This is a genomic window from Paracoccus litorisediminis, from assembly GCF_009711205.1.
Taxonomy (GTDB): domain Bacteria; phylum Pseudomonadota; class Alphaproteobacteria; order Rhodobacterales; family Rhodobacteraceae; genus Paracoccus; species Paracoccus litorisediminis.
The window spans coordinates 1-25,695 of sequence record NZ_WMIG01000018.1; the positions used below are offsets into that span (position 1 = coordinate 1).

Here is a 25,695-nt window from a genome sequence, read left to right on the forward strand (position 1 = left end):
GTCTATCTCGCCGGATACGAAACCTTCGCCGATGTCGCCGGCCGATTGCCGGTGTTCATCGAGCAGGTCTACAATACCCGAAGACTGCATTCAGCCCTCAGCTACCCTCCGCCCGAGGAATTCGAAAAGCTAATCGCCCAGAAGGCGGCTTAGTTCGATGAAGTCCCGTGGTCCAGCCCGAGGGGGTAACTCCAAAACCGGATCACGTCTCGGTGGAAATCAACATGTTGCCTCGATGCGGAAACTATAGATTTTGTAGCGTCATTGACAATTACACCGCATGCGTATGATTATCTGCGGATTACACAGATCTTAACTTCTCACACAATATAGTCCCGATAAGTCCCGCTTATCGACGATATGTGATATCCACCCGTATCACGACACCGTGCGGACTTGGGACATCAGATTTTGGGAACAGATAATGCACCAAGCATGACTCTCTGCTTCATTCAGCGGGAACCACCGATAGCCGTATACTCTCTTATGTAGACGATGGGGCGCCGTGACCGTCGCACACTTCTGCATGACGACCACAACTCAGTGGCAGCGCGGAGCGCGGCGGACCGTACACCCCGCATGATAGCGGCCCGCCTTCTAATGGAGCGTAGCATCGCCTCTCATGAAAACACCTGAACCCGTAGCCGCGTGAGCTTCGATCAACGGCCGAAGCCTTCCCCGTGGGGAAGGTCAGTCAATCTGATCCAGCAGCTTTGACACTGCGACCTCCAGACGCCGCCGATCCACCGCCGAAAAATCACGTGCCAACCGGATTTCCAATCGTCCGTTTGCCGCCGTGCATTTAGCGCTGCCCTGCGGGCGAGCGATCTGAAATGTCGTCTTTGCCTTGCCAGCGGGCAAGGCTGTCGGGGTCTGTCGCGGCGCTTTATCCGCGTCACCCAACTCTCCACCCTGCCCCGCATAGCGGCGCAAAATGTCTAGCTCATCCTTGACCGAACGTGTGTCCCAATCCTTGAGATCGGCCTTGATCGCTGCGACCAGCCCCGGCACCTCCTCCAGCTTTGGCACCAACGCCAGGCCAAGCGCGCGCGGAATTTCCTGCACATACATCAGCACATCGCCCAACCGTTCGACCAGCGGAATGAAGCTGCGAATGTAGCTGCGCTTCTGATACCCTGCGGATTTGAACAGGATCGCCACCGCCTTTTCGGGGTCGTTTTCCGCCGTCAACGGGTCCATCGCGTAATGCAGCGCCAGCTGGGCCATCTCGGCAAAGGAGATGTCCTTGCGAACCATGTTCTCGTCGACCATACGTCGGTAAAGCTGCTCCAACTGATCGCCGCGCGCCGCAATTCCGGCGGGGATGCGACCCCATTTTTCGGCATCCCCGGTCTCTTCCAGCAATTGCCGATAGGCCGAGAGACGCCGCCAGCCCTGAATCAGCTCGTAGCGACCGTTCACGGCGGGTTCGACCTGGATCGGGTTCGACAGTCCAATCTCGCGAATGGATTCGATCAGCTCGGCCAATTCGAAATCCGCGCCCTGCACACGGTCGCGGATCAGCTTGCGCGTATCGATCACGTCCAGCGAGATCATGTCGACGATCAGCCCGGCGCGCTTGAGGCGGACATGCTCCTGCGCCAGCGCATCGTTTTCCTGACGGATCTGCGCTTCGATCCGGGCGCGGTCGCGGGTGGATTCAGCCGTCTCAACGATGGCCGACGCCATGGGACCGCGACGAGCACCCTCCTCATCCTTCCCCACGGGGAAGATTTCGGCGTCACCGTCGGGCATCTCGATATCGAACATGCGGCGCTTGCGGCTCATGCGTCGACCTCCACCTTCTCCCATGCAGCGATGACATGGGATTTGAACTCCTCATAGGCCTGATCAAAAGTCGCGCGCGCCCGGCGCCAGGTACCACGCGTCATCTCACGATAGTCGATCTCATAGATCGAGCTCAGGAAGCGACCCGACTGCTCAACCGCGCGCGTCAACTCGATGGGATTCTCGGCCATGCGTTCGCCAAAGACCTGCCGGAACGCGGTAAACATTGCGGTATGCAATTCGTTCGACGGCTCGAAGCGGGTCATCAGGAAGCGGACATCTGCGAAGGCCTTGGGCAGCCGAACCTTCCCCGTGGGGAAGTTTTCAAAGCCATGCGACAGATCCTCCAACGCTTCAGCCAACTGACCGATGAAGCTGGTGGTCGAGTCATACTCCCAATAGCCGGGACCGGAGGGGATATAGAGCATGTCGGCAGCGAAGACCGCGTTCATTGACTGATAGCCAATGGCCGGCGGGCAATCGAACAGGATCAGATCATAAGCATCGTCAGGCAGGCTGTCGAGGAAACGAGACACCGCGCCAAAGAAGGTCCATTCGGGATTCAGATGCCGGTACTGGGCACTGGCGAACTCGACGAAGGCAGCATTGGCGCAGCTGGGTACGATATCAATCGTCGACCAGGCCGTCGGCTTGATGAAGTCCGCGGGACGCAAGGTGCCAAGACCCATGTCGCTGATCGAGGCGGGCAACTTACGCTGGGGCAGGGCGGTTCCCGACTCGGCCCCGGCTGCGGCGGCATTCATGCGCTCGGTCTCGCGCTCAAGATCGCGGGCCATGATGCCCCAGACGGTGTGATCCTCGCCAACATCGGACAGTCCCATGGAGTGGCTGAGTGTCGCCTGCGGGTCGAAGTCGACGACCAGGACGCGGTAGCCGTCCAGAGCCGCGGCATGGGCGAAATGCAGGGCTACCGTCGACTTGCCCGCACCACCCTTGAAATTGGCGATGGCCGCGCGCAGCGCGCGCTTGCCCTCGGGACGGGGCGGCATCAACGTCTTCTTGTTGATGCGGACGCGGCGGCGCAGCTCATTGATCTCATCGAGTGAGAACCAACGCTGGCGACCATCCTCCTCGACTTCCCCGAGGGGAAGGTTCGGGTCGGCGGCCAGCTTGCCACGGAAGGTCGACTGGTTGATGCGGAAGATCAGCTCAGCCACCTCCCAACTGGAAAAGCGGCGCAGAGTCTTTTCATTGTCCGGGCTGAAGGTCTGACGCCGAATCCACCCCTGCATCTTCAGAGATTGCGACTGCAGGCGGGCAAGGTCTTCGTGTGTATACATGTTGTGCCTGTACTCAAGGACGCTAATTTCTATCCGTTTCGCTTTTACGCCGGATTTGCGCTTTAGGCAAAAGAGAAGTTCAATCGAAACGGGATTTCATCAATGCCTGCTTTCCTTGGGCGAATCGCCGCGCCGGACGTTGCGTCTCGCGGCACAGCCGCCAGAGGGAATGAGGGACAGGTATCTGAGCAACATTGGCGAATGAGGGACATCTGTGGCGCATTTAGGGACACCCAGGATGCCCCCCTATACCAATGATACCGTTCTTAAACTTAGTTTTGGGTTCGATCCGACTATCTCGGTCCAAGGCGCTTGACAGAATCAATCGGCCGGACGCAAATTCAGTGAAGAAATCGAAAAGCGTTGTGTTTGCCCTAAACGGCACGATCGACACAGACGCTTATCAGGACAGAACCGCCCTAAAGGCGGCCATTGAAAGCGACCGGATATCCTCCGGCGGGCAGGGCAGTGATGCAAACGATCAGGGCCGTCGGTCGAGAGGCGGCGTCGAAGAAATATGACCTTCTCTCGGCGATGATGGCGCATGCGCTGGCCGGAGACCAGCACCGGCAACGGCTGGTGTTGCGCCTGATGGCTTTGATCACGGCCCGCTACAATTGGCAGCATGATGAGCTGACCATCGGCCAGCGCGAGATCGCCCGGCTGTGGTGTGTCGACGCGCGGACGGTCAAGCGCGACATGGCCAAGCTGCGCGATCTGGGCTGGGTCGAGGTCAAACGCCAGGGTGCGCGGGGCCGTGTATCGGTCCTGGGGTTGAACCTTGAGCGGATCATGCTGGATACCCGACGGGAATGGGCCAATATCGGCGAAGATTTCGTGAGCAGGGTGGGGGGCCCGGCAGCCGAGCCAGTCTCGCAGGTTATTCCGTTTCCACGCTCTGTCGCGCCCACGACGAAGGGAGTTTGGGGCGAGGCATGCCGGCGTCTGGCGGATGAGGATCAGGGACTTTGCGACAGTTGGTTTCGGGCGCTGGCGGATGGCGGGATAGAGCAGGGCTGCCTGACGCTGATTGCGCCCAGCCGCTTTCACGCGAACTATGTCCGCAGCCATTTGATGGGCCGCCTGCTCATCGCGGTACGGCGCAGCGATGCGGAGGTCGAGCATGTGCGGATCGAGATAGCGTGATACCCGGGGGGATCTAGCTACATGGTCCCAGACGGCCATTTAGTACTCCTCTCGGCAGGGGAGGAGCAATAAGTCCGTGCATGCCGCGCACCGAATATTTTGAACTGAAGCTTCTGCGCGGTGGCACCAGAGCTGCTGTGACCCCCTATAACTCGTCCATCTGCTGCTAGAGTCCGGCCCATTGAAAAGGACCGGATATGAAGCGAACCAAATTCAGCGATGAGCAGATCATCGGTATCCTGCGCGAACAGGAGGCCGGTACCAAGACCGGTGATCTGTGCCGCAGTCCAAGCGTATAGCAAACAGTCCGGGGGACTGTTTTTAGCGCCGGACGGCATGGCGGAATCGACGTTTTACGTGTGGAAGGCCAAATATGGCGGCATGGAGGTCTCGGACGTCAAACGTCTGAAAGAACTCGAGGACGAGCACGCCCGGCTGAAGCGGCTATTGGCGGAATCCCTGCTCGACCAGGCTGCGTTGCAGGATCTGCTGTCGCGAAAGTGGTGACGCCCGCCGCCAGGCGCGAGGCCGTCGCAATCCTTGTGGAGGGCCACGAGATGAGCGACGTTGGAGCGTCAAGCAAACGGTCCGGGGACCGTTTGTAGCGAGCAACGGCGTGTGCCGTGATCGGCACAGACAGGACCACGGTCCACTACCGCAGCCGGCGTCCCGACGATCACGATCTGCGCGAGCGTCTGCGAGCGCTGGCATCCGAACGCCAGCCGGTTCGGCTAGCGGTGGCTGCACCATCTGCTCAGGCGGGAGGGCCATCTCGTGAACCGCAAGAAAACGCAACGGCTCTATCGCGAAGAGGACCTTTCAGTGCGCAAACGGCGGGGCCGGAAGAAGGCGACCGGGATGCGGGCACCACCGCTGACGGTGGCCTTGCCAAACGCGCGCTGGTCGGTCGATTTCGTCCACGACCAGTTCGCCCAAGGTCGTCGGTTCCGGATATTCAACGTGATCGACGACGTGACGAAGGACTGTCTCGCCGCCGTGGTCAACACTTCGATCTCGGGCCGCCGCGTCGCGCGGGAACTGACGGTGCTGTTCACCCGGCGCGGCAAACCGGGCCTGATTGTCAGCGAGTTGCCATTGGAGCGCCATTGGTCCGAGCGACAATGGCGACGGCACCGAATTCACCTCGAATGCGATGCTTGCTTGGTGCGAGGGGACCGGCGTGCTCTGGCACTTTATCGCGCCCGGAAAGCCAATGCGAGACACGGCATCTGCGAGACGTTCAATTCGAAGATGCGGGACGAACTGTTGCACGAGACGCTGTTCTTCGGCCTCGATCATGCCCGAAGCGTCGTCGCCGAATGGATGGACGATTACAACACGAACCGGCCCCACTCCGCCTTCGGCTACCAAACCCCGTCGACGCAGTGCGTCGACCCTTTGCCGCCCAACTCACCGCAATGGGCGGTCGGCTCCACGAAATGGAAACGTTCCGCCGATCGCCCATTGCTCCCTCTGCGCTAGCGGACAATTGTCACCTGTCGGCTCTGGTTTCGGCTGGATGAGCGTCGGGGGGCACAGCATTTGGGCCACCGCGATTCCTGCGGCCGCCGATTGCGTCAACTCGCAGGCGCAGATTGCCGGCGTGATAACAGACGACGCGCGGTCGGGGCGAGCTGGCAGCGGCGGATAGGAGCGGCGGGTTGTAGGGGTTAGACGGATCGCACTTGAGCAGGGGCCGAAACCAGCAAACCCTTTTTCCCACTGGGGACTGGGCTGCGATCATCAGTGACCGAATACAATGATGCATCACAGCGGAAAGCGGTTGTCATGCCGGCGCGGTCAGCGAATTCGTTCAGGTGCACTATTCCGCTCTCATCTCAGATGTACTGCATCCCGCAAGAGAGGACATCAGACAGGTCACCACGCTGCCGCCGCCGCGTTAGAAGTTCAGGATCTGTGCGCCAGGGCCAATTTGTCTAGACGATCAGCTTGGGACATGAAGCCAGCGCGCGATGCACCGCCTTTAGTTTGGATTCAAATCAAGGCAGCCCGGCGCTACCGCTCGGGTTGGGCTTTGATGTGTGCATCAAAATATTTTTGGCTGCACACTTGCGATCGTGTGCAGCATAGATATATTTGATGCACACACCGAGGTGCTTCGATGACCATCACTTCCCATTCCCGTGCCGCGCAGGTGGCCTATCAGGACCTGCTGCGTCTTCATCTGGATGAGACCGCCTCGGAGCTGATCGGCAGCATCGAGGAACGTGCGCGGAATGGGCGCACTTACCTGTACGATAAATTCCGCATCGGCACCGAGATGAAAAGCCGCTATCTGGGCGAGGACACCCCCGAGTTGCGGGCCCGCCTGACCCGCGCCACCGAGTTGAAGGCCGCGGCCGAGCCGCGCCGAAAAACGATGGCGCGACTTGCCCGCGTCCTGCGCGCCGAGGGGTTCATTGCCACTGACCGGAATACTGGCTCGCTGCTTCTGGCCTTTGCCCGCGCGGGCGTCTTTCGCCTTGGTGGCACGCTTGTCGGCACGGCGGCCTATGCTCTCTATCAGGGCGAGTTGGGCGTCCGCTTCGACTCGGAAGAACTGGCGCAGACGGGCGATATCGATTTCGCCAGTTTCGAGCGGCTCTCGGTTGCCTTGGGGGACACGGTTGAGGAAAATCCGGGCGATATTCTGCAGGCACTGAAGTTCGATCCGGTGCCGGGCGTACAGGATCGGCAGGTCTGGAAATGGCGGCAGAACCGCGGCGAGGCAATGGTCGAGTTTCTCACGCCCGCCTTTGGCGACGAGCGGGTCAAGCCTTTGCCGGCGTTGGGGGTCAGTGCGCAGGCCCTCAACTACTTGAATTTCTTGATTGCCGAGCCGATCCCGGCAGTGGCGCTTTATCGGTCGGGCGTGCTGCTGCAGATCCCGCGGCCCGAACGTTTCGCGATCCACAAGCTGATCGTCGCCGATCGTCGCCACGGCGGTCCCGATCAAGCCAAGTCGCGCAAGGACCGCGGCCAGGCGGCATTTCTGATCGAAGTGCTTGCCGAGGACCGGCCCGACGACCTTCACGAAGCCTATGAGGATGCTCTGTCACGGGGTCCACGCTGGCGCGAAAGGCTAGACGCGAGTCTGGCCAGACTGCCCGCGACTGCCGCGACCTTGCGGGCTTTGGGATGATGTGACGCGGGGCAGGGGATATTGAAACTTATGGCGAATGGGCGTGTCATCCCGGATCGCGGACAGGTTAACGCGGCCACAGTGACGCGTTAACAGAACCTCAGCCCCGTTGTTCGATCTCGCGCAGCAAGCCCATCACGGATGGACGAACCACGCCCTTGCGGCGAAAGACCGCGTGAATGTCACGCTGGAAGGCAAGTTCATCGACCATCAGCGCGACAAGGTCAGCGGCATCCTGCTCGACGCTCGGGCGGGTCAGCTAGCTAAGATAATCGGTCCGGGCGAGCGTGGATTTCAGGAAGGTGATCGAGGTCGTCTCCATCGCCACTTTCGCGCGCGGTAACCCGGCCTTGCGGAATATCTGATCCAGCGTCAGCCGGTCCGGTTCGGGCATCGGGGGCAGGAGCCACGGATAGGCGGGCAGATCCGCCAGCGCGACCCGTTCAAGCCTGGCCAGGGGATGGTCGCGACGGCAGACGATCCGCACCGGCTCGACCAGGACGCTGCGCCATTCGAAATCATCGCTTTGCGGCTCGGACGGTTTGAGGGTGAACAGGATGTCCAGACGACCGTTGTAAAGCTGTGGCAGCAGGTTCTCGTTGATGCCCTCATGCACGACGATCGAGATGTCGGGGGCCTTGCGATTGAAACGGATCAGCGCGTCAGGCAGCAACTGCTGTAAGGCGATCGGCAGGGCTCCGATCCGCAGAACGCCGCGGCGGGCGCCGCGCAGGGCGTCGATCTCGTTCACGGCCTCGTCGGCCAGCTCCAGGATCAACTGCGCATAGCCCAGCAACATCTGGCCGAACAGGGTCAGCTGCGTGCCATTCGGGCCGCGATTGAGCAACCTTGCGCCCAGATCGTCCTCGATCCTGCGCACGCTTTTGGACGTCGCGATGCCTGGGGTATCAGCGTTCCGCATATCGACTGCCGCCCTCGGGGCGAGGATCATCAGGTGATGAAGGCGCAAAGCGAGGGCTTCAAGCAGATGATCAAGGCCGTCGACGGCGAGATCGACTTTGTCGGCTCGCCCCTTGGGTTGGAGGAGTTTGGTCGCGGGGCCTATCCCGATGCTGATCCGTTCAGCCGCGCGCTGTTTCGCCGCTCATTCCACCGCTCGGTGCTGATGGGGGCCGCCATTCACGAAAGCGGTGGCGCAAGAATGGGGGATGATCCGAAGCGATCGGTTCTGAACAAGTGGAACCAATGCTGGGACGCACCCAATCTGGTCGTGTCGGATGCCAGTGCCTTCTGCAGCAGTGGCGTAAGCGGAACGACGCTGACCGTGATGGCACTGACCCTGCGCGCTTGCCGAAATCTGGCCACGGCGCTCAAGGGTCAGGACCGCCCCATTTCCGCCGGTGACCTGTAACCCTATTCGTTTGTCGGCACGTTGGGCTGACCCGGGCCGCATCGAAGCATTCCAAGCCCATCCTCGCTGCGGCTATTTAGCAGGAAATGCTGTTTTCCCGCTCATTTCCGCTAGGTTAGCCTTTCCGCCCTCCTCTAGTATGGAAATAAGGCGGCAACCGGGCAGGAGCAGACCTTGGACATTGCGGAAACCATCGACATCGCCGGATACGAGCTGAGCCTTGAGCCGATGACGGTTGAAGACATCCCCCGGCTGCACGAATTGTCGGTGGCGGTCAGTTGGCCGCATCGTGCCGACGACTGGGCCATGGTGATCGGGCTGGGCCATGGCTGGGTGGCGCGGGATCAGATCGGGCGGGTCTTTGGCTCGGCCATGTGGTTCCCGTTCTCGGACAGCGTGGCCTCGATCGGGATGGTCATCACCTCGCCTCGGTTGCAGGAAAACGGCGCGGGCGGTTGGTTGATGCGCCGCGTTCTGGCCGAGACGCAAGGCCGCGCCCGCGTGCTGAATGCCACCAAGGAGGCGTTCCGGCTGTATGTCTCGCTGGGGTTCAAGACGCTGGCGGCGGTGCATCAGATGAATGGCGTGGTGACCTCGGTTCCCGAATTTCCGGCCACCGCCCGACCCATGCGCGATGCGGATCGTGCGGCGGTGCTGCGGCTCGACACCGACGCGATGGGTGTGGCGCGCCCCGAGGTGATGGCGGCGCTGCTGGCGGTCTCGCAGGGGATGGTGATCGAGCGGGACGGCCAGATCGTGGGCTTTGCGCTGCTGCGTCAGTTCGGGCGCGGCTGGGTGATCGGACCCATCGTCGCGGAAAACGAGGCAGATGCAATGGCGCTGTGCGGGCCGTTCATCGCCGCGCATCAGGGCCAGTTCATGCGCGTCGACACCCGCGAAACGGACGGTCCCTTCCGCGACTTCCTGACCGCAGGGGGGATCGAGGCTTATGACACCGTCCAGCGCATGTCGCTGGAGCCGTTGCCCGAGCCGGTGGGGCCGGCGCGGACCTTTGGTCTTGTCAATCAGGCGCTTGGCTAGGGGATAGGGGCGCGGATAACCGCGCCCTTGTCGATTCAGAAATCCGCGACCTTACCCCAGACCGAGCCGTCCAGCCGCGACGGATGATAGGGCGCGGCATCGACGATGGGGGCGCTTCCCGTCACGATATCCGCGATCAGATGACCCGCGCCCGGACCGATGCCAAAGCCGTGGCCGCTGAACCCGGCAGCAAGGATCAGGCCGGGGATCCGCGTCTCGCCAATGGCCGGGACACCGTCCGGAGTGCTGTCGATATAGCCCGCCCATGACGCGGCCATCGGAACCGTCTCCAGCCCCGGAAAGACCTCGCGTGCGCGCGCCAGCGTCAGCCTGATCTGCCCCATGTCGGGCCGGGGGTCGAGGATGCGCATGCGTTCCATCGGCGTCTGGCGGTCCAGCTTCCAGCGGCACAGCGATTCATGCCCCGATTGCCATCCCTGCAACCCGCCCGGTGCCAGCGACTTGCGGCGCTTGAAGAACATCGGCAGGAATTTCGACCAATAGCGCATCTGCTGTGGCGTCACATCCACCCGCGCCGCGCCAGACACTGCCAGCGTATGACCGCCATCCCCGCGCCGCGTGATCGAGACATGGCTGGTATGGACCGCGTCGGGCAGGGCCGCCCCCGGTGCGACCGACAGGATCGACGAACGCACGCTGGCCTGCGGAAAGCTGAGGCCCAGTTGATGCAGAAAGGACGAGGCCCACGCGCCCCCCGCCATGACCACGGTTCGGGTGCGGATCACGCCCTTCTCGGTGACGACGCCAGCGACGGCACCGCCCAGTAGCTCCAGCCCGCGCGCGGCACAGTTCTGCACGACCCGACCGCCGAAACGTTCGATCCCCAAGGCGATGGTGGGGGCGGCACGCTGCGGATCGGCAATGCCGTCCGAGGGCGAAAACACGCCGCCCTTCCAGTTTTTTCCCGTGGCCGCGCCGCGTTCCCCGGCCTCGGCGGCGCTCAGCATATGGGTGGTGACGCCCTCGCCGCGGGCGAAATCGCGCCAGCGCGCCCAACCAGCAATCTCCGCCTCATTGTTGGACAGATACAGCAGCCCGCAGCGGCGGAACCCGACATCCTGCCCGATTTCGGCGGCAAGCCGGTCCCATAGCGTCAGGCTTTTGGTCGAGATCGGCAGTTCGCGCGCATCTCGGTTCTGCTGGCGGCACCAGCCCCAGTTGCGGCTGGACTGTTCGGCTCCGATCCGACCCTTTTCCAACAGCACCACCGACAGCCCCCGCTGTGCGAGGTAATAGGCGGCGCAGGTGCCGACGATGCCACCGCCGATGACCACGACATCGGCCTGCTTCGGCAACTCGGCTGCGGTTTCGATCGGCATCAGGGGCGCGGGCATGAAAAACTCCTACTGTTCCGGGTAAAGCTAGGCGAACAGGGCGAAAGCATCTGCCGCATCGCCACCAACGACGGAATATTGTGCTGAAAGTCGGCAATCATGCAGAGCCATGAATTGCTGAAAAAATGGCGGATATGCGCACGATTTCCTACGGCGACGCCTTGAGGCTGCGGAATTTTATGCGTAGCCTGTCTGAACCCTTCGCAGACAGGCGCACCATGCTGAAACTCGACCGCATCGACATCCGCATCCTGCATGAACTGCAGCGCAACGGGCGCATCACCAATGTCGAGCTGGCCGATCTGGTCCACCTGTCGCCCAGCCCCTGTCTGATGCGGGTCAAGAAGCTGCAGCAGGCGGGATTCATCACCGGCTATTCGGCGCAGATCGACGTGGCCAAGCTGGGCCCGACCCTGACCGTCTTCACCGAGATCACGCTGAAGAACCACCGCCAGATCGACTTCGCCCGCTTCCAAGAGGCGCTGCTGAAGGTCGAGGAATGCATCGAATGCCATCTGATTTCGGGCGGCTATGACTATCTGCTGAAATTCGTGACCGGTGGCATCACCGAATATCAGGCCATCATGGAGGGCCTGATCGACCGCGAAATCGGCATCGACAAGTATTTCAGCTTTGTCGTGATGAAATCGCCCTTTGTGAAAAGCCACCTGCCGTTGAAGAACATCTTCCGGCTTTAGGCCGACTTGGCGACGCGCAGCGGCACGCCGTCCAGCCAGCCAGTATCCAGCTGCGGCACCGAGGCGAACAGCAACTGCGAATAGGGATGGCGGGCGCCATGCGGCAGGCTGTCGGCGCGCAGGGTCTCGACCGTCTCGCCGCCATTCATCACCATCACCTCGTCGCAGATCGCCTGCACGGTGGACAGGTCATGGCTGATGAAGACATAGGACAGGTCCAGTTCGCGCTGAAGTTCCTTCAGCAACTCGATCACCGCCGCTGCGACCACCGTATCCAGCGCCGAGGTGATCTCATCACACAGGATCACCTCGGGGTTTGCAGCCAGGGCGCGGGCAAGGTTCACCCGCTGCTTCTGCCCGCCGGAGAGTTCGCCGGGCAAGCGGTGGGCGATGGCCTTGGGCAGGCGCACCATGTCCAGCAACTGGGTGATGCGATCCTGTTTCGCAGCGCCTTTCAGCCCGTGATAGAAGGTCAGTGGCCGCCCCAGAATGTCACCGATGGGACGGGCCGGGTTCAGCGCGGTATCGGCCAGCTGAAACACGATCTGCAAGCGGCGCAGGTCTTCCTTGCTGCGCGCGGCGGCGGCGGGTTCCAGCAATTCGCCATTCAGCAGCACCTTGCCCGAGGCAGGTGGCAGCAGCCCGGCAATGGCGCGAGCCAGCGTCGATTTGCCCGAGCCGCTTTCCCCGATCACGCCCAGATTGCTGCCCTTGGCCAGACGGCAGCTGACATCCTTCAGGACCAGCTTATGCGGCATCCGGTCGGGGCCAAGCGGTCCATAACCGGCGATGACATTCGCAACCTCAAGGATCGGCACCCGCGCCGCCGCCTCGGGCTGAGCGGCACGGGCATAGGCCACCGGCTCGAATGCCGAAAGCAACTCGCGGGTATAGGGATGGGCAGGGCGATGCAGGATGGCTTCGGTCGGACCGATTTCCTGCACCACGCCGCCTTTCAACACAACGATGCGGTCGGCGATCTGGGCCACGACGGCCAGATCATGGCTGACATAGACCCCGGCCATGCCGCCCGCTTTCATCACCGATTTAAAGGCGCGCAGCACCTCGATCTGGGTGGTTACATCCAGCGCGGTGGTGGGTTCGTCAAAGATCACCAGCTTGGGGTCGCCGATCAGTGCCATCGCCGCCGAAAGCCGCTGCAACTGCCCGCCGGACACCTGATGCGGATAGCGCTGGCCGATGTTTTCGGGATCGGGCAAGGCCAGCGCGCGGAACAGTTCGACCGCCTTGGCGCGGGCCTGCGGCATCGGCATGGTGCGGTGGATGCGGGCGACCTCGATCACCTGATCGATCAGACGCAGCGCCGGATTGAAGGCGGCGGCGGCGCTTTGCGGGACATAGGCGACCTCGGTTCCGCGCATGGCCTGACGCTGGCGCGCGGTCATCTGCACCACGTCGCGTCCGGCCAGACTGACCGACCCGCCCGAGATCTCGCAGCCGGACCGGGTATGGCCCATCAGGGTCAGGGCGATGGTGGTCTTGCCCGAGCCGCTTTCACCGATCAGGGCGACGATTTCGCCGGGCGCGATGTCAAAGCTGACGCCCTTGATGATCGGGATGATATTGCCGGCATCGGTGGTGGCCTTGACCTGAAGATCGCGGATTTCGACAAGGTTTGGCATCATTCGCTCCGGTCGCGGATCTTGACGGGCAGGTTGTCGATCAGCAGGTTCACGCTGATCGTCAGGCTGGCAATGGCCAGGCTGGGGATGGTGACGGCGGGCGCGGCAAAGGGCAGGCCGCCGATATTCTCGCGCACCAGACTGCCCCAGTCGGCATTGGGCGGCTGCACGCCAAGGCCAAGGAAGGACAGGCCCGACAGCAACAGCACAATAAAGACGAACCGCAGCCCGACATCGGCCAGCACCGGGCCGGTCATGTTGGGCAGGATTTCCTTCAGGATCAGATAGGGCGTGCGTTCGCCCCGGGCGCGGGCCACGGTGACGAAATCCATGGTGTTGATATTGACCGCCAGCGACCGGGCAAAGCGATAGGCACCGGGCAAGTAGATCACCGCCAGCACCGCGATCAGCACCGGGATGGACGATCCGACCGCCGCCACCATGACCAGCCCGAACAGCTTGGACGGGATCGAGTTCAGCGCATCCAGCACCCGCGACAGGATCGTGTCGAACCAGCCGCCGGTGACCGCCGCCGTCATCCCCAGCACCACGCCCGAGGCGCAAGCCAGCACCACCGCCGCCAGCGAGATGCCGACCGTGTAGCGCGCCCCCATCAGGATACGCGAGAACATGTCGCGCCCCAGATAATCCGAGCCGAACCACAATTCGCCGGTCATCGGACCGAAATATTCGAAGTCGATGATGTCTCCGGGCGGATGCGGCATCAGCCAGGGGCCGATGATGGCGATGACGGCCCAGAACAGCACGATGGTCGCGGCAAGGATACCGGTCCAGCTGATGTGATAGCCAAGCCTGCGGGGGGTGGGGAAGGAAACAGCCATTACTTGCGCAACCTGGGGTTCGAGAGGATGGCGATCACATCGGCAAGGGTGATCAGGACCAGATAGCCGATGCAGAAGATCATCGCGCAGCTCTGGATCAGCGGCAGGTCGCGGGTGGCGACGGAATCGACCATCAGCCGGGCAATGCCGGGATAGTTGAAGACCGTCTCGACGATGATCACGCCCCCGACCAGATAGGACAGTGACAGCGCCACCGCGTTGACGATGGGACCGACGGCATTGGGCAGGGCGTGACGCAAGACCATGCGCGGACGGGATGCGCCCTTCAGCAGCGCCATCTCGACATAGGGGCTGTCCAGAACGCTGATCATCGCGGCGCGGGTCATGCGGATCATCTGGGCGCAAATCACGCAAAGCAGGGTGATCACCGGCATGGCAAAGATCCGCAGCATCTCACCGATGCTTTGCACATCATTGCCGAAGGACAGCGCTGGCAGCCATTTCAGCCAGACGGCAAAGATCAGCACGGCCAGCGTCGCAATCATGAATTCCGGGACCGAGATCACCCCGATGATGCAGGTGCTGACGATGCGGTCGTAAAGCGTGCCGCGATACATCGCGCTGGTGATCCCCAGCGTCAGCGCCAAGGGCACGGCCAGCGCGGCAGTAACCGCCCCCAGCCGCAGCGTGTTCAGCAGCCTGCCGCCGATCAGGTCGGCGACCGGCATGCTGTTGGCATAGGAAGTCCCCAGATCGCCCTGCGCCAAACCCCAAAGCCAGCTTGCATACTGCACCAGCGCGGGCTGATCCAGATGCATGGCCTGACGCAGCCCGGCCACGGCCTCGGGGGTGGCGGCCTGACCCAACAGGATCTCGGCCACGTCTCCGGGCAGCATCTGGGTCGCGCCAAAGACCACGGCCGACACGATCAGCAATGTGATCGCGGCGACGCCCAGCCGGCCAAGAACAAGTCTGGGGATTTGCGAATTCATCCAAGGAGACCTTTCACGAAAGCAACGGGGGCGGCAGATGCGCCCCCGTCCGGGGATCAGGCCTGAAGCCAGACATATTCGGCCATGGCGTAGCCCATCTGGCCGCCCAGCGGATTGGTCTCAAGCCCTTGCAGCTTGTTCGACTTGGCCTCCATGTCCGACAGCCAGACCGGGATCGCGGTCGCCGCCTCGTTCGAGACGATGACCTGACATTCGTCGTAGATCTCCTTGCGCTTGGAGTCGTCCAGCTCTCCGCGGGCCTCATGGACCAGCTTGTCGAACCTCTCGGAGCGGAACTGGCTTTCGTTCCACGGTGCATCCGAGGTGTAGAGCAACGAGAACAGGATGTCCGGCGTCGGGCGCGGGTTGATATTGCCGAAATGAACCGGCGATTTCAGCCAGTATTTCGACCAGTAGCCGTCCGAGGGCACGCGCTGGATGTCGAACTTCATCCCGATCTTGGACCCGGCCTGTTGCAGCAGCGTCGCCATCTCGACCGAGGACGTGGCCGCATCGGATGCGACGATCGGGATGTTTTGTCCCAGCAGCCCGGCTTTCTCGAATAGCGACTTGGCGCGTTCGGGATCGAATTCGCGGGCCTTCAGCTCGGCATTGTGGAAGCGGTTCGAGGGCGAGATCGGCTGGTCATTGGCGATGACCGCGCGGCCACGGGCGATGGATTTGGTGATCAGCTCGCGGTCGAACAGGTATTTCATGCCCTCGGCGAAGCCCGCCTTGTCGCCGGGCGCCATGTCCAGCCGCATGTTGAAGTTGGTGTAGTTGCCAGCGGTGTTCTGCACCACGTCGATATTGCCCGCGGCTTCGATCAGGCGCAGCGCCTGCGGCTTGATCGAGGCAGCCAGATGGATATCGCCCGACAGCAGCGCATTGACCCGCGCGGTATCGTCGGGAATGGCGAAATATTCGAAGCTGTCGACATTGGCACCGCCGGACTTGAAGTAATTCTCATTGCGCTTCATCAGCGATTTCACGCCCGGCTCAAAGCTTTCCAGCGCGAAGGAGCCGGTGCCGTTGCCCTTGCTGAAATCGGTGGTGCCGTCGGCCACGATCATGAAATGGTGCATGGCGAGGATGCTGGGAATATCGGCATTCGGCGCGGTCAGCGTGATCTGCACGGTGGTCGGGTCGATGGCCTTGATCTCGGTCATCTGCTTGGCCATGGCATTGACCTTGGAGCCGACGCTTTCGTCCAGATGGCGGTTCAGCGAATAGACCACGTCATCAGCAGTCAGGGTCTTGCCGTCATGGAAGGTCACGCCCTTCTTCAGCTTGATGGTCCAGACCTTGGCGTCGCTCGACTCGACGCTGTCGGCCAGTTCCATCTGGACCTCGCCCTTGCCGTTGAGGAAGGTCAGGCGGTTGTACAGCGCGCAGCAACGCACGTAATCGGTTGCCTGCGAGGCCTTGGCCGGGTCCAGCGTATCGGCGGTGGACGAGGACCAGCTGGCCCCGATCAGATGGCCGCCGCGGACCGGGGTCGCGGCCAGCGCGGCGCTGGCGCGGCCCAGAATGCCGCCGCCGACGGCAAGGCCGATCCCGCCCGCCATGAACATGCGCAGAAGATCGCGCCGCGAGGCGCCACGGCGCATGGCGTCTTCGACCATCGCATCGTCCGAACGGGACCAGTTGGTAATGCCGGTATTGCTCATCGTTCTTCCCTGTTCTTGCGCCGTCTGGCGCGGATGGAACGCCCTTGCGGGGCATATGGCCGATCCGTCGCAGGCGACAGGACCGATCCGCCGGAACTGGGCAGGACATGCTGGTTCAAGGATCGTCTCTTCCCCGATCCGCAAACATTTGTGCGGCGACGGGGTATTCCCTGTTGGCAGCATGATCTGCCGGATTTTCTTGCCCCGATCTTGCGCCGGGGTTGATCATTGGCCTTGGTCAGCCTTGACCGCTAAGGGGCAGAATGAAACGAAACGGCGCTTGGGATGCGTCGAAATCGTGGCTACCGCAGCATATTATGCTGAACTGGCAGCGGGCGGCGGAATGCCGTCAATAGCCCCGCTGCCGGTCGATCTGGCCCGGCACGCTTGTGCCCGCCAGATCGGCTCGGATGCCGGCGATGACATGGGCCGCGCCCTCGGCGGCACTGGTTTGGCTGGCGATATGCGGGGTCACGATGACGGCGGGGTGCCGCCACAGGGGATGTTCGGCGGGCAGCGGCTCGGGTTCGGTCACGTCCAGCATCGCTGCCGCAATCTGGCCCGAATCCAGCGCCGCCAGCAGGTCCTGCGTCACCAGATGCCCGCCCCGGCCGACATGAACCAGCCGTGCGCCATGCGGAAGCCGGGCGAACAGTTCGGCGTTCAGGATGCCCTGCGTATCCGCCGTCAGCGGCAACAGGCAGATCAGCAGATCGGTCCGCGCCAGAAAGGCGTTCAGATCGGTGAAACAGGTGACGCCCTCGACCGACTTGGCCGTGCGGCTGTAGCCCGCGAGGTCAAAGCCAAAGGGCCGCAGCCGGTCGATCACCGTCAGGCCCAGCTGGCCCAGCCCCATCACCCCGACCCGGCGCTGTGGGGCGGGCAGGTTCTCGCCCGCCTGCCATTCGCCCTGTGCCTGCCGCGCCAGATAGGCGGGCAGGTCGCGATGCAAAGCCAGCGTCGCAAGCGTGGCATATTCGCCCATCTGCGCTGCAATGCCCGGTTCCAGCATGCGCACGATGCCGATATGCGCGGGGATCTGGCTTTGGTCGAACTGGTCCACCCCCGCGCCGATGGAGAAGATCAGCCGCAGGTTCGGATAGGTCTGCGCCAGATCCGGCGGCGCGGTCCATGTCACCAGCCAGCGCACCGCCAACTTGTCCGGGGCCTGTCCGACATGGAAATCCACATCGGGCAGGGCTTCGGCAAAGGCCGCGCGGAACACCTCGGCCCGCGCGGGCGTGGACAAGAACAGAACCGCCATCAGCGCATCGCCGCACGAATATCGGGATCGTCCAGCGTCTGGTCCAGCGTCTGCCGGGTGCGTTCGACGATCTGGTCGATCTCGGCTTCAGTGCAGCATAAGGGCGGGGCATAGCCGATCACGCCTTGGGCAAAGGCGCGCAGGACCAGCCCGTTCTGCCATGCCCGGTCAAAGATCCGGGTCGAGGGCTGGGCCACCGCTGGCAGCGGGGTCTTCAACTGCTTGTCGGTGACCAGCTCGATCGCGGCCAGCATTCCGCGCCCGCGCACATCGCCGACCAGCGGGTGATCGGACAGGCCCTGCAGCCCGGCCAGCAGCCGTGCCCCCATTCGGCGGCCATTTTCCAGCAGCCCGTCCTCGTACAGGTCCAGCACGGCAAGGCCGACGGCGGCACTGACCGGGTGGGCCGAGTAAGTGTAGCCGTGGCCCACTGCCGCAGCGCCCGCGCCATCGGCGATGGTGTCATAGACATGATCCGACAGGAACACCGCACCCATCGGCACATAGCCCGAGGTCAGCCCCTTGGCCGTGGTCATCATGTCGGGAACGATGCCCTCTTCCTCGCAGGCAAAAAGCGGGCCAGTGCGGCCAAAGCCGGTGATGACCTCATCGGCGATGAACAGGATGTCCAACTCGGTGCAGACCGCCCGCATTGCTGCGATCCAGCCCTTGGGCGGAACCAGAACCCCACCCGAACCCTGAATCGGCTCGACATAGAAGGCCGCGACACGCTCGGGGCCGCCGATCTGGTCGATCTTGGCGCGCAGTTCCGCGACCGAGGTCGCGATGATCGCCTGCGGATCATTCCCCACCGGGTTGCGATAAGCGTAATGCGAGGAAATCTTGTGCTGCCAGTCCAGCGGCAGGCTGAAACCTGCATGGAAGGCGGGTAGCGCCGTCAGTCCCGCGCCCACCGTGCTGGACCCGTGATAACCCTGCTGGACCGAGATGAACTGATCCTTCTGCGGCAGCCCGCGCGCGTTCCAGTAATAGCGGGCGAAACGCACGGTGCTGTCCACCGCGTCCGAGCCACCCAGCGTGAAATAGACATGGTTCAGATCGCCCGGCGCATGATCGGCCAGCCGCGCGGCAAGGCGGGCGGCTGGCTCCGAACCAAGGCTGAAATAGCCGGTGGCATAGGGCAGTTCGCGCAATTGCTTCGTCGCGGCCTCGATCACCGATTCCTGGCCATAGCCGGCATTCACGCACCAAAGGCCCGCGAAACCGTCCAGAAGCTGGTGCCCGGTTGCGTCGGTCACCGTCGCGCCCTTGGCTGATTTCAGCAGGCGCACGCCGGTGGCTTCATGACCGCGCCACGAGGCGACGGGATGGACCAGATGCGCCCGGTCCTGTTCGATCAGGGAATTGCTGAGCATGGGTTTATCTCCTGTTGTCAGCCAAGGGCCTGGGCAGCAAGCGCGAAGCGTTGGAACGCACCTGTCCTGGCCTGAATGTCTCCGCGCCGCATGGCGATGCCGGTATCGACCCGCGCAAGGCCGATGTCCTGCAGCCATCCGGCAATGTCCGTCTCATCGGTGGTGTCGACGCGCATGAACTCGCCGCCACGACCGGCCAGAACAAAGCCAAGCAGGTCACGGGCCGTCGCATCGTCCTGCGCCACCACCGGCCCGACGACATGCCCGCGCCCGAAATCGCGCAGCACGGCAAAGCCCTTGCCGTCGATCAGCGCGATTCGACCCCGCTTGGCCAATGCCGTTAGCAAGGTGGCACGATCCGCACCATTGGTGTCGCGGTCCATGGCGACAATCGCGGGCAGGTCGGAAGCCTCGGCCCAGCGGACGCCCTTCACCGTGGGCAGTCCGGCCACATGGCCCTGATGCTGATGCACCAGCCCGCATTCGACAAAGCCAAGCTTCAGGTAAAGCGGCAGTCCGGCCTGCGTCGCCACCAGCCGCCATTCCTGCGGCTGTGCCAGCGCCATTGCCTGCTGCATGATTTCGCGCCCAAGGCCGCGGCCGCGCATCGTTTCATCGACGATGATCATGTTGACCATGCCGACCGGACCAAAGGGCGTGGCCAACGCGGTGGCGACGACGCGACCATCTTCCTGCGCGACGACGCCTTGGCTGACCGATTGCACCAGCGCCCAATCCTCGCGCCGATGCGGCCAGCCCGCCTCGCGCGACAGGCGCAGCGCGGCGTCAAGATGTTCGGGCCCGAAAGGGGCAAAGTTCAGGGTCTGGGTCATGGAAAACCTTTTGGGTCGGGACCGGCACATCATGCGGTGTTCCGCGCCGATCTTTGACGGCATCGCAGCTTTTCACAAAAATCTTCGGCTGTTCCTTGCTGGGGTGGCAGCAGGAAATGCTGTCACGTTCAACTGTGCTGGCCCGTGGGGCAGGGGGCGATTGCGGGCTGTCGCAACTCTCTGCCGTCATGGCGTCTCGATACGGTGTTTTCTGCTACGCGCGGCGGCAATTGCGGCCAGACTGGTCGGCGGCGGCGCTTAGGATCAGGGCAACCCATCTGCACGAGGACATCATGGCCCTGTTCCGCCCGAAATACGTGACCTTCGACTGCTACGGCACGCTGACCAATTTCGACATGGCTGGCGCCGCCCGCCGCGTTTATGGCGCGCAGCTGGACGAGGCCGCGATGACGCAGTTCATCAAGAACTTCGCCGCCTACCGTCTGGATGAGGTTCTGGGTGCGTGGAAGCCTTATGCCGAGATCGTCCACAACTCGCTGGAGCGCACATGCAAGGCGAATGGCGTGACCTTCCGCCCCGAAGATGCCCTGCGTGTGTATAATGAGGTTCCGACCTGGGGTCCGCACGCGGACGTGCCCGCCGGATTGGCGAAGCTTGCGCAGGAAATCCCGCTGGTGATCCTGTCCAACGCCATGAAGGTGCAGATCCCCCATAACGTCGAAAAGCTGGGCGCGCCCTTCTTCAAGGTGATCACCGCCGAGGAAACCGGCGCCTACAAGCCGCAGATGCAGGGTTTCGAATACATGCTCGACGTGCTGGGCTGCGGGCCCGAGGACATCACCCATGTGTCGTCCTCGTTCCGCTACGACCTGATGACCGCGCATGATCTGGGCATCAAGTCCAAGGTCTGGGTCAATCGCGGCCACGAACCCGCGAACCCCTATTACGAATATACCGAGATCAAGGATATCGGCGGGCTTCCCGGCGTCTTCGGGATCTGAGCGCGATGAAATTCGTCTCTTACTGGCAAGACAGCGTGCCGCCCTTTGCCGGGGCGGCCAGCGGGCCGGTGCAGGGCCATTACGATGTCGCGGTGATCGGCGCGGGCTTCACCGGCCTTGGCGCGGCACGCAAACTGGCGATGGAGGGTCGCAGCGTTGCGGTGCTTGAGGCCCGGACGGTGGGCTTTGGCGCCTCGGGGCGCAATGGCGGCCACCTGAACAACGGCATCGCGCATAGCTATCTGGCGGCACGGTCCGAATTCGGGGCAGAAAAGGCCCGCGCGCTTTATCGCGCCTTCGATGACGGTATCGACACGATCGAACGTATCGTGCGCGAGGAGGGGATCGATTGCGATTTCCGCCGCTCGGGCAAGCTCAAGCTCGCCTCGAAGCCGCAGCATATGGAGGGGATTGCCCGCAATTTTCAGGCGATCCATGCCGAGGTCGACCCCGAGACCGAGCTGCTGACCCGCGACGACCTGCGGGCTGAGGTCGGTTCGGATGCGTTCCATGGCGCCATGCTGCAGAAGAAAAGCGCCATGATGCATATGGGTCGCTTCGTCACTGGTCTGGCCGAGGCGGCAGCACGGCGTGGCGCGACCATCTATCAGAACGCTCCGGTCACGGCGCGGCGCGAAATGGGCCGAGGCTGGCAACTGGACACCCCGCGCGGCAACATCACTGCGGACAAGGTGCTGCTGGCAACCGGGGCCTATACCACACCGGCCTTTGGCTGGTTCCGGCGGCGCATCGTGCCCGTGGGCAGCTTCCTTTTGGCGACGCGGCCTTTGACGCCGTCCGAGATCGCGGCGACCCTGCCCGGCAACCGGACCTGTGTGACCTCGCTGAATATCGGCAATTACTTCCGGCTTGCCCCGGACAATCGGCTGATCTTTGGCGGCAGGGCGCGGTTTTCGGCACGCTCGGATCAGCAATCGGACGCGCAAAGCGGGGCAATCCTGCGTCAGGCGATGGCGGGCATCTTTCCGCATCTGGCCGATGTCGCGGTCGATTACTGCTGGGGCGGTATGGTCGATATGACGCAGGACCGTTACCCGCGCGCGGGTTTCGCCGACGGTGTGCATTTTGCCATGGGCTATTCCGGCCACGGCGCACAGATCGCCAGCCATATGGGCGAGATCATGGCCGATCTGATGATCGGCAAGACCGACCGCAACCCTTTCTCTGACCTGCCATGGAACGCGGTGCCGCTGCATACCGGCAAGCCGTGGTTCCTGCCGCTGGTCGGGCTTTATTACAAAACTCTGGACAAGGTGAAATAATGGACCTGCTGATCAAGATCGACCCGAACAACCTGCCCGCCCCCAAGGCATCAAAGCCCCTGCCCGAGCGGCTGGTATCGGGCGACCCGTCCTTCACCACCTGGGCTTTTGACGAGGGCAAGGAAGGCCGCGTCAAGACCGGCATCTGGGAGGCAACTCCGGGCGAGACGCTGTCGATCAAGGGCGAGATCTACGAATACTGCCATATCCTTGATGGCGTCGTTGAGTTGACCGAGGATGGCAAGGAACCCGTCACCTATCGCAAGGGCGACAGCTTTGTGATGAAGCCTGGTTTTCGTGGTGTCTGGAAGACGATCGAGACGATCCGCAAGATCTATGTCGTGATTGAGTAAGCATCGCTCTCTGGAAGCCAACGGGCGCCATCTCTCGACGGCGCCCGTTTTCTTTCTTGCTCAAATATCCCGGGGGGACGCCACTGTGGCCCCGTTGAGGGGCCGCAGTGGCGTGGGGGCAGAGCCCCCGGCCCGGCATCGCCGCTATCAGAGACCCGCCATGTGGAAGGCCTTGCTTTCGAGGTATTCGTCGATGCCGATGCGGGCGCCCTCGCGGCCGAGGCCGGATTGCTTGACGCCGCCGAAGGGCGAGACCGTGGTCGAGACCGAGCCGGTGTTCAGCCCGACCATGCCGAATTCCAGCGCCTGCCCGACGCGCCAGGCGCGCTTGTGGCTCTCGGTGTAGAAATAGGCGGCCAGCCCATAGGGCGTGGCATTGGCCAGGGCGATGGCCTCGGCCTCGGTCTCGAAGGGAAACAGCGCCGCGACCGGGCCGAAGGTTTCCTCGCTGGCCAGCTCCATCGTCACGTCGGCCCCTCCCAGCACCACCGGCGTGGCATATTGACCGCCCGAGGGCGTCGGGGCCTCGGCCAGCAGGACCGCGCCCTTGTCCACCGCATCGGCGACATGGCGGCGGATCTTCTCCAGCGCCGGGGCATTGATCATCGGGCCGATCTCGACCCCCGGCTCCAGCCCCGGACCGACGCGCAGCGCCGCCACCCGCGCGGCCAGCTTTGCCGCGAAGGCGTCATAGATCCCCGCCTGCACCAGCACCCGGTTCGAACAGACGCAGGTCTGCCCGCCATTGCGGAATTTCGAGGCCATCGCGCCCTCGACCGCCGCGTCCAGATCGGCGTCGTCGAAGACGATGAACGGCGCATTGCCACCCAGCTCCAGGCTGAGCCGCTTCACCGAGGGCGCGCATTGCGCCATCAGCATCGCCCCCACCCGGGTCGAGCCGGTAAAGGACAGCTTGCGCACCGTGGGGTTCGCGGTCAGCTCGGCCCCGATCGCGGTGGGCAGGCCGGTGACGATGTTGATGACCCCCGCCGGTATCCCCGCGCGCTCGGCCAGCACCCCCAGCGCCAATGCGGAAAACGGCGTGAATTCCGAGGGCTTGATCACCACGGTGCAGCCCGCCGCCAGCGCCGGGGCGACCTTGCGGGTGATCATCGCATTGGGGAAGTTCCATGGCGTGATGATCGCCGAGACCCCGACCGGCTCCTTCAGCACCACGATCTGGCGGTCTCCGGTGGGTGCAGGGATGACCGATCCGTCGATGCGGCGGGCCTCTTCGGCGAACCATTTCACGAAGCTGGCGCCATAGGCGATCTCGCCCCTGGCCTCGGCCAAAGGCTTGCCCTGCTCCATGGTCAGGATCAGGGCAAGGTCATCGGCATGATCCTCCATCAGCGCGAACCAGCGTTCGAGCAATGCTGCGCGGTCGGCATGGGGGCGCTTGCGCCAGTTCTGGAAGGCGGCATCGGCGGCCTCGATTGCGGCGCGGGTCTGCGCACCCGAGACATCGGGCACCGAGCCGATCACCGCCCCGGTCGCCGGATCGGTGACCTCCAGCGTCGCGCCGCCATCGGCCGGGACCCAGGTGCCGCCGATCAGCGCCGACTGGCGCAGCAGGTCCGGATCGGCAAGGCCCGGCAGTTTCGTCATCACGTTCATTCCTGTTCCTCCAGCGCGGCCAGCACGGCGGCGGTGATCTGATCGGTGCTGTCGCGGCCGGGTACGGTGCCGATGCCGCGGGCGGTGGTGGCCTCGACCGCGGCCATGATCCGGGCCGCGACCGCAGGCTCGCCCAGATGGTCCAGCATCATCACCAGCGACCAGATCGCGGCGATCGGGTTGGCGATGCCCTGATCGGCGATGTCGGGGGCCGAGCCATGCACCGGCTCGAACATCGACGGGCCCTTGCGGGTCGGGTCGATATTGGCCGAGGCGGCAAAGCCCAAGCCCCCCTGGATCGCCGCGCCCAGATCGGTCAGGATGTCGCCGAACAGGTTCGAGGCCACCACCACGTCCAGCGTCTCGGGGGCCATGACCATGCGCGCGGCAATGGCGTCGACATGGTAATGGCTGACCTCGACCTCGGGGAATTCAAGCGCCAGATCGCGGGTGACCTCATCCCAGAACACCATCGAGTATTTCTGGGCATTGGATTTGGTGACCGAGGCCAGCTTGCGCCGCCGCCCCATCGCCTGTTCGAAGCCGAAGCGCAGGATGCGCTCGACGCCGGTGCGGGTGAAGATCGCGGTCTCGACCGCGACCTCGTCGCCGGTGCCCTGATGGACGCGGCCCCCGGCGCCGGAATATTCGCCCTCGGTGTTCTCGCGGATGCAGAGGATGTCGAAACCGTCCTTGCGCAGCGGGCCTTCGACGCCGGGCAGCAGCCGGTGCGGGCGGATATTGGCATATTGGACGAAGGCCTTGCGGATCGGCAGCAACAGCCCGTGCAGCGACACCGCATCGGGCACCTTGGCCGGCCAGCCGACCGCGCCCAGAAAGATCGCGTCAAAGCCGCGCAGGGTCTCGATCCCGTCCTCGGGCATCATCCGCCCGGTCTGCAGGTAATGCTCGCAGGACCAGGGAAAGCCGGTCGGCTCCAGCAATCCCGGTGCCGCGGCCTCAGCCACGGCCATGGCGGCCTCAAGAACAGGAATGCCGATCCCGTCGCCGGGGATTAATGCAATGCGGTGGGAAGTTCGGATGGTCATATGAGCC

General features: G+C 63.4%; 21 protein-coding genes and 1 pseudogene. 9 read left to right on the forward strand and 13 right to left on the reverse strand.

Annotated elements, in window-relative coordinates:
* Positions 1-690: 690 nt before the first annotated feature.
* Positions 691-1,788, reverse strand: coding sequence for a ParB/RepB/Spo0J family partition protein (locus GL300_RS20515; RefSeq protein ID WP_155041563.1), 1,098 nt, complete (start codon positions 1,786-1,788; stop codon positions 691-693).
* The gene (locus GL300_RS20520) at positions 1,785-3,089 is read right to left on the reverse strand and encodes an AAA family ATPase (protein WP_155041564.1); all 1,305 of its coding nucleotides are present in this window, start codon (positions 3,087-3,089) and stop codon (positions 1,785-1,787) included. The genes GL300_RS20515 and GL300_RS20520 overlap by 4 nt, the downstream gene beginning before the upstream one ends.
* A 471-nt stretch (positions 3,090-3,560) precedes the next feature.
* Between GL300_RS20520 and GL300_RS20525 the strand changes: the two genes are divergently transcribed.
* The 3 genes and pseudogenes from GL300_RS20525 to GL300_RS20535 all read left to right on the forward strand — a co-directional run bounded on the left by GL300_RS20525 (position 3,561) and on the right by GL300_RS20535 (position 7,377).
* The gene (locus GL300_RS20525; RefSeq protein ID WP_155041565.1) at positions 3,561-4,235 is read left to right on the forward strand and encodes a hypothetical protein; all 675 of its coding nucleotides are present in this window, start codon (positions 3,561-3,563) and stop codon (positions 4,233-4,235) included.
* Positions 4,236-4,432: 197 nt separating this feature from the next.
* Positions 4,433-5,615: pseudogene (locus GL300_RS20530) on the forward strand (IS3 family transposase); the annotation flags it as partial.
* 742 nt (positions 5,616-6,357) lie between these two features.
* Entirely contained in the window at positions 6,358-7,377 is a 1,020-nt protein-coding gene (locus GL300_RS20535; RefSeq protein ID WP_155041566.1) for a nucleotidyltransferase family protein, read from the forward strand.
* Between the two features lie 259 nt (positions 7,378-7,636).
* On the opposite strand, the gene GL300_RS26435 is transcribed toward GL300_RS20535, so the two are convergent.
* Complete coding sequence (locus tag GL300_RS26435) at positions 7,637-8,299, reverse strand: LysR family transcriptional regulator (protein WP_155041567.1); 663 nt, start codon at positions 8,297-8,299, stop codon at positions 7,637-7,639.
* Between GL300_RS26435 and GL300_RS20545 the strand changes: the two genes are divergently transcribed.
* Both GL300_RS20545 and GL300_RS20550 read left to right on the forward strand, forming a co-directional pair.
* Complete coding sequence (locus GL300_RS20545) at positions 8,300-8,749, forward strand: GMC family oxidoreductase (RefSeq protein ID WP_343043148.1); 450 nt, start codon at positions 8,300-8,302, stop codon at positions 8,747-8,749.
* 174 nt (positions 8,750-8,923) lie between these two features.
* The gene (locus GL300_RS20550; protein ID WP_211595260.1) at positions 8,924-9,790 is read left to right on the forward strand and encodes a GNAT family N-acetyltransferase; all 867 of its coding nucleotides are present in this window, start codon (positions 8,924-8,926) and stop codon (positions 9,788-9,790) included.
* Positions 9,791-9,825: 35 nt separating this feature from the next.
* Here the strand turns inward: GL300_RS20550 and GL300_RS20555 are convergent, their stop codons facing one another.
* Entirely contained in the window at positions 9,826-11,145 is a 1,320-nt protein-coding gene (locus tag GL300_RS20555; protein WP_155041569.1) for an NAD(P)/FAD-dependent oxidoreductase, read from the reverse strand.
* Between the two features lie 218 nt (positions 11,146-11,363).
* On the opposite strand from GL300_RS20555, the gene GL300_RS20560 reads away from it, so the two are divergent.
* Positions 11,364-11,843 carry an Lrp/AsnC family transcriptional regulator gene (locus tag GL300_RS20560; RefSeq protein ID WP_211595263.1) on the forward strand — a complete coding sequence of 160 codons (480 nt, stop codon included), beginning with the start codon at positions 11,364-11,366 and terminating at the stop codon, positions 11,841-11,843.
* On the opposite strand, the gene GL300_RS20565 is transcribed toward GL300_RS20560, so the two are convergent.
* The 7 genes from GL300_RS20565 to GL300_RS20595 all read right to left on the reverse strand — a co-directional run bounded on the left by GL300_RS20565 (position 11,840) and on the right by GL300_RS20595 (position 20,424).
* The gene (locus tag GL300_RS20565) at positions 11,840-13,486 is read right to left on the reverse strand and encodes a nickel ABC transporter ATP-binding protein NikE (protein ID WP_155041570.1); all 1,647 of its coding nucleotides are present in this window, start codon (positions 13,484-13,486) and stop codon (positions 11,840-11,842) included. The genes GL300_RS20560 and GL300_RS20565 overlap by 4 nt on opposite strands.
* Positions 13,486-14,328 carry an ABC transporter permease gene (locus GL300_RS20570; protein ID WP_155041571.1) on the reverse strand — a complete coding sequence of 281 codons (843 nt, stop codon included), beginning with the start codon at positions 14,326-14,328 and terminating at the stop codon, positions 13,486-13,488. The genes GL300_RS20565 and GL300_RS20570 overlap by 1 nt, the downstream gene beginning before the upstream one ends.
* Entirely contained in the window at positions 14,328-15,281 is a 954-nt protein-coding gene (locus GL300_RS20575; RefSeq protein ID WP_155041572.1) for an ABC transporter permease, read from the reverse strand. The genes GL300_RS20570 and GL300_RS20575 overlap by 1 nt, the downstream gene beginning before the upstream one ends.
* A 56-nt stretch (positions 15,282-15,337) precedes the next feature.
* On the reverse strand, positions 15,338-16,951 hold the full coding sequence (locus GL300_RS20580) for an ABC transporter substrate-binding protein (RefSeq protein ID WP_155041573.1): 1,614 nt from the start codon (positions 16,949-16,951) through the stop codon (positions 15,338-15,340).
* 349 nt (positions 16,952-17,300) lie between these two features.
* Positions 17,301-18,215, reverse strand: a complete 915-nt coding sequence (locus GL300_RS20585; protein WP_155041574.1) for a 2-hydroxyacid dehydrogenase — start codon at positions 18,213-18,215, stop codon at positions 17,301-17,303.
* Positions 18,215-19,591 carry an aspartate aminotransferase family protein gene (locus tag GL300_RS20590; protein ID WP_155041575.1) on the reverse strand — a complete coding sequence of 459 codons (1,377 nt, stop codon included), beginning with the start codon at positions 19,589-19,591 and terminating at the stop codon, positions 18,215-18,217. Before GL300_RS20590 ends, GL300_RS20585 begins: the two co-directional genes overlap by 1 nt.
* 17 nt (positions 19,592-19,608) lie before the next feature.
* Positions 19,609-20,424: a GNAT family N-acetyltransferase gene (locus GL300_RS20595; protein ID WP_155041576.1), complete on the reverse strand. Its 816-nt coding sequence runs from the start codon at positions 20,422-20,424 to the stop codon at positions 19,609-19,611.
* Positions 20,425-20,540: 116 nt separating this feature from the next.
* Between GL300_RS20595 and GL300_RS20600 the strand changes: the two genes are divergently transcribed.
* From GL300_RS20600 to GL300_RS20610, 3 genes are read left to right on the forward strand one after another with little or no spacing between them, the layout of a single operon-like run.
* Complete coding sequence (locus GL300_RS20600; RefSeq protein WP_246195283.1) at positions 20,541-21,386, forward strand: haloacid dehalogenase type II; 846 nt, start codon at positions 20,541-20,543, stop codon at positions 21,384-21,386.
* A 5-nt stretch (positions 21,387-21,391) separates the two neighbouring features.
* Positions 21,392-22,669, forward strand: a complete 1,278-nt coding sequence (locus GL300_RS20605) for an NAD(P)/FAD-dependent oxidoreductase (protein WP_155041577.1) — start codon at positions 21,392-21,394, stop codon at positions 22,667-22,669.
* On the forward strand, positions 22,669-23,022 hold the full coding sequence (locus GL300_RS20610; protein ID WP_155041578.1) for a cupin domain-containing protein: 354 nt from the start codon (positions 22,669-22,671) through the stop codon (positions 23,020-23,022). The genes GL300_RS20605 and GL300_RS20610 overlap by 1 nt, the downstream gene beginning before the upstream one ends.
* 147 nt (positions 23,023-23,169) lie before the next feature.
* On the opposite strand, the gene GL300_RS20615 is transcribed toward GL300_RS20610, so the two are convergent.
* Both GL300_RS20615 and GL300_RS20620 read right to left on the reverse strand, forming a co-directional pair.
* On the reverse strand, positions 23,170-24,630 hold the full coding sequence (locus tag GL300_RS20615) for an NAD-dependent succinate-semialdehyde dehydrogenase (RefSeq protein ID WP_211595267.1): 1,461 nt from the start codon (positions 24,628-24,630) through the stop codon (positions 23,170-23,172).
* A gap of 5 nt (positions 24,631-24,635) precedes the next feature.
* Complete coding sequence (locus GL300_RS20620) at positions 24,636-25,688, reverse strand: tartrate dehydrogenase (RefSeq protein WP_155041579.1); 1,053 nt, start codon at positions 25,686-25,688, stop codon at positions 24,636-24,638.
* Between the last annotated feature and the right edge of the window lie 7 nt (positions 25,689-25,695).

Bases quoted from the DNA above. Each gene is read 5' to 3' on its own strand.
- GL300_RS20515 (WP_155041563.1), bottom strand. From the start codon at position 1,788: ATGAGCCGCAAGCGCCGCATGTTCGATATCGAGATGCCCGACGGTGAC.
- GL300_RS20520 (WP_155041564.1), bottom strand. From the start codon at position 3,089: ATGTATACACACGAAGACCTTGCCCGCCTGCAGTCGCAATCTCTGAAG.
- GL300_RS20525 (WP_155041565.1), top strand. From the start codon at position 3,561: ATGCAAACGATCAGGGCCGTCGGTCGAGAGGCGGCGTCGAAGAAATAT.
- GL300_RS20535 (WP_155041566.1), top strand. From the start codon at position 6,358: ATGACCATCACTTCCCATTCCCGTGCCGCGCAGGTGGCCTATCAGGAC.
- GL300_RS26435 (WP_155041567.1), bottom strand. From the start codon at position 8,299: ATGCGGAACGCTGATACCCCAGGCATCGCGACGTCCAAAAGCGTGCGC.
- GL300_RS20555 (WP_155041569.1), bottom strand. From the start codon at position 11,145: ATGCCCGCGCCCCTGATGCCGATCGAAACCGCAGCCGAGTTGCCGAAG.
- GL300_RS20560 (WP_211595263.1), top strand. From the start codon at position 11,364: ATGCTGAAACTCGACCGCATCGACATCCGCATCCTGCATGAACTGCAG.
- GL300_RS20565 (WP_155041570.1), bottom strand. From the start codon at position 13,486: ATGCCAAACCTTGTCGAAATCCGCGATCTTCAGGTCAAGGCCACCACC.
- GL300_RS20570 (WP_155041571.1), bottom strand. From the start codon at position 14,328: ATGGCTGTTTCCTTCCCCACCCCCCGCAGGCTTGGCTATCACATCAGC.
- GL300_RS20575 (WP_155041572.1), bottom strand. From the start codon at position 15,281: ATGAATTCGCAAATCCCCAGACTTGTTCTTGGCCGGCTGGGCGTCGCC.
- GL300_RS20580 (WP_155041573.1), bottom strand. From the start codon at position 16,951: ATGAGCAATACCGGCATTACCAACTGGTCCCGTTCGGACGATGCGATG.
- GL300_RS20585 (WP_155041574.1), bottom strand. From the start codon at position 18,215: ATGGCGGTTCTGTTCTTGTCCACGCCCGCGCGGGCCGAGGTGTTCCGC.
- GL300_RS20590 (WP_155041575.1), bottom strand. From the start codon at position 19,591: ATGCTCAGCAATTCCCTGATCGAACAGGACCGGGCGCATCTGGTCCAT.
- GL300_RS20595 (WP_155041576.1), bottom strand. From the start codon at position 20,424: ATGACCCAGACCCTGAACTTTGCCCCTTTCGGGCCCGAACATCTTGAC.
- GL300_RS20600 (WP_246195283.1), top strand. From the start codon at position 20,541: ATGCTGTCACGTTCAACTGTGCTGGCCCGTGGGGCAGGGGGCGATTGC.
- GL300_RS20605 (WP_155041577.1), top strand. From the start codon at position 21,392: ATGAAATTCGTCTCTTACTGGCAAGACAGCGTGCCGCCCTTTGCCGGG.
- GL300_RS20610 (WP_155041578.1), top strand. From the start codon at position 22,669: ATGGACCTGCTGATCAAGATCGACCCGAACAACCTGCCCGCCCCCAAG.
- GL300_RS20615 (WP_211595267.1), bottom strand. From the start codon at position 24,630: ATGACGAAACTGCCGGGCCTTGCCGATCCGGACCTGCTGCGCCAGTCG.
- GL300_RS20620 (WP_155041579.1), bottom strand. From the start codon at position 25,688: ATGACCATCCGAACTTCCCACCGCATTGCATTAATCCCCGGCGACGGG.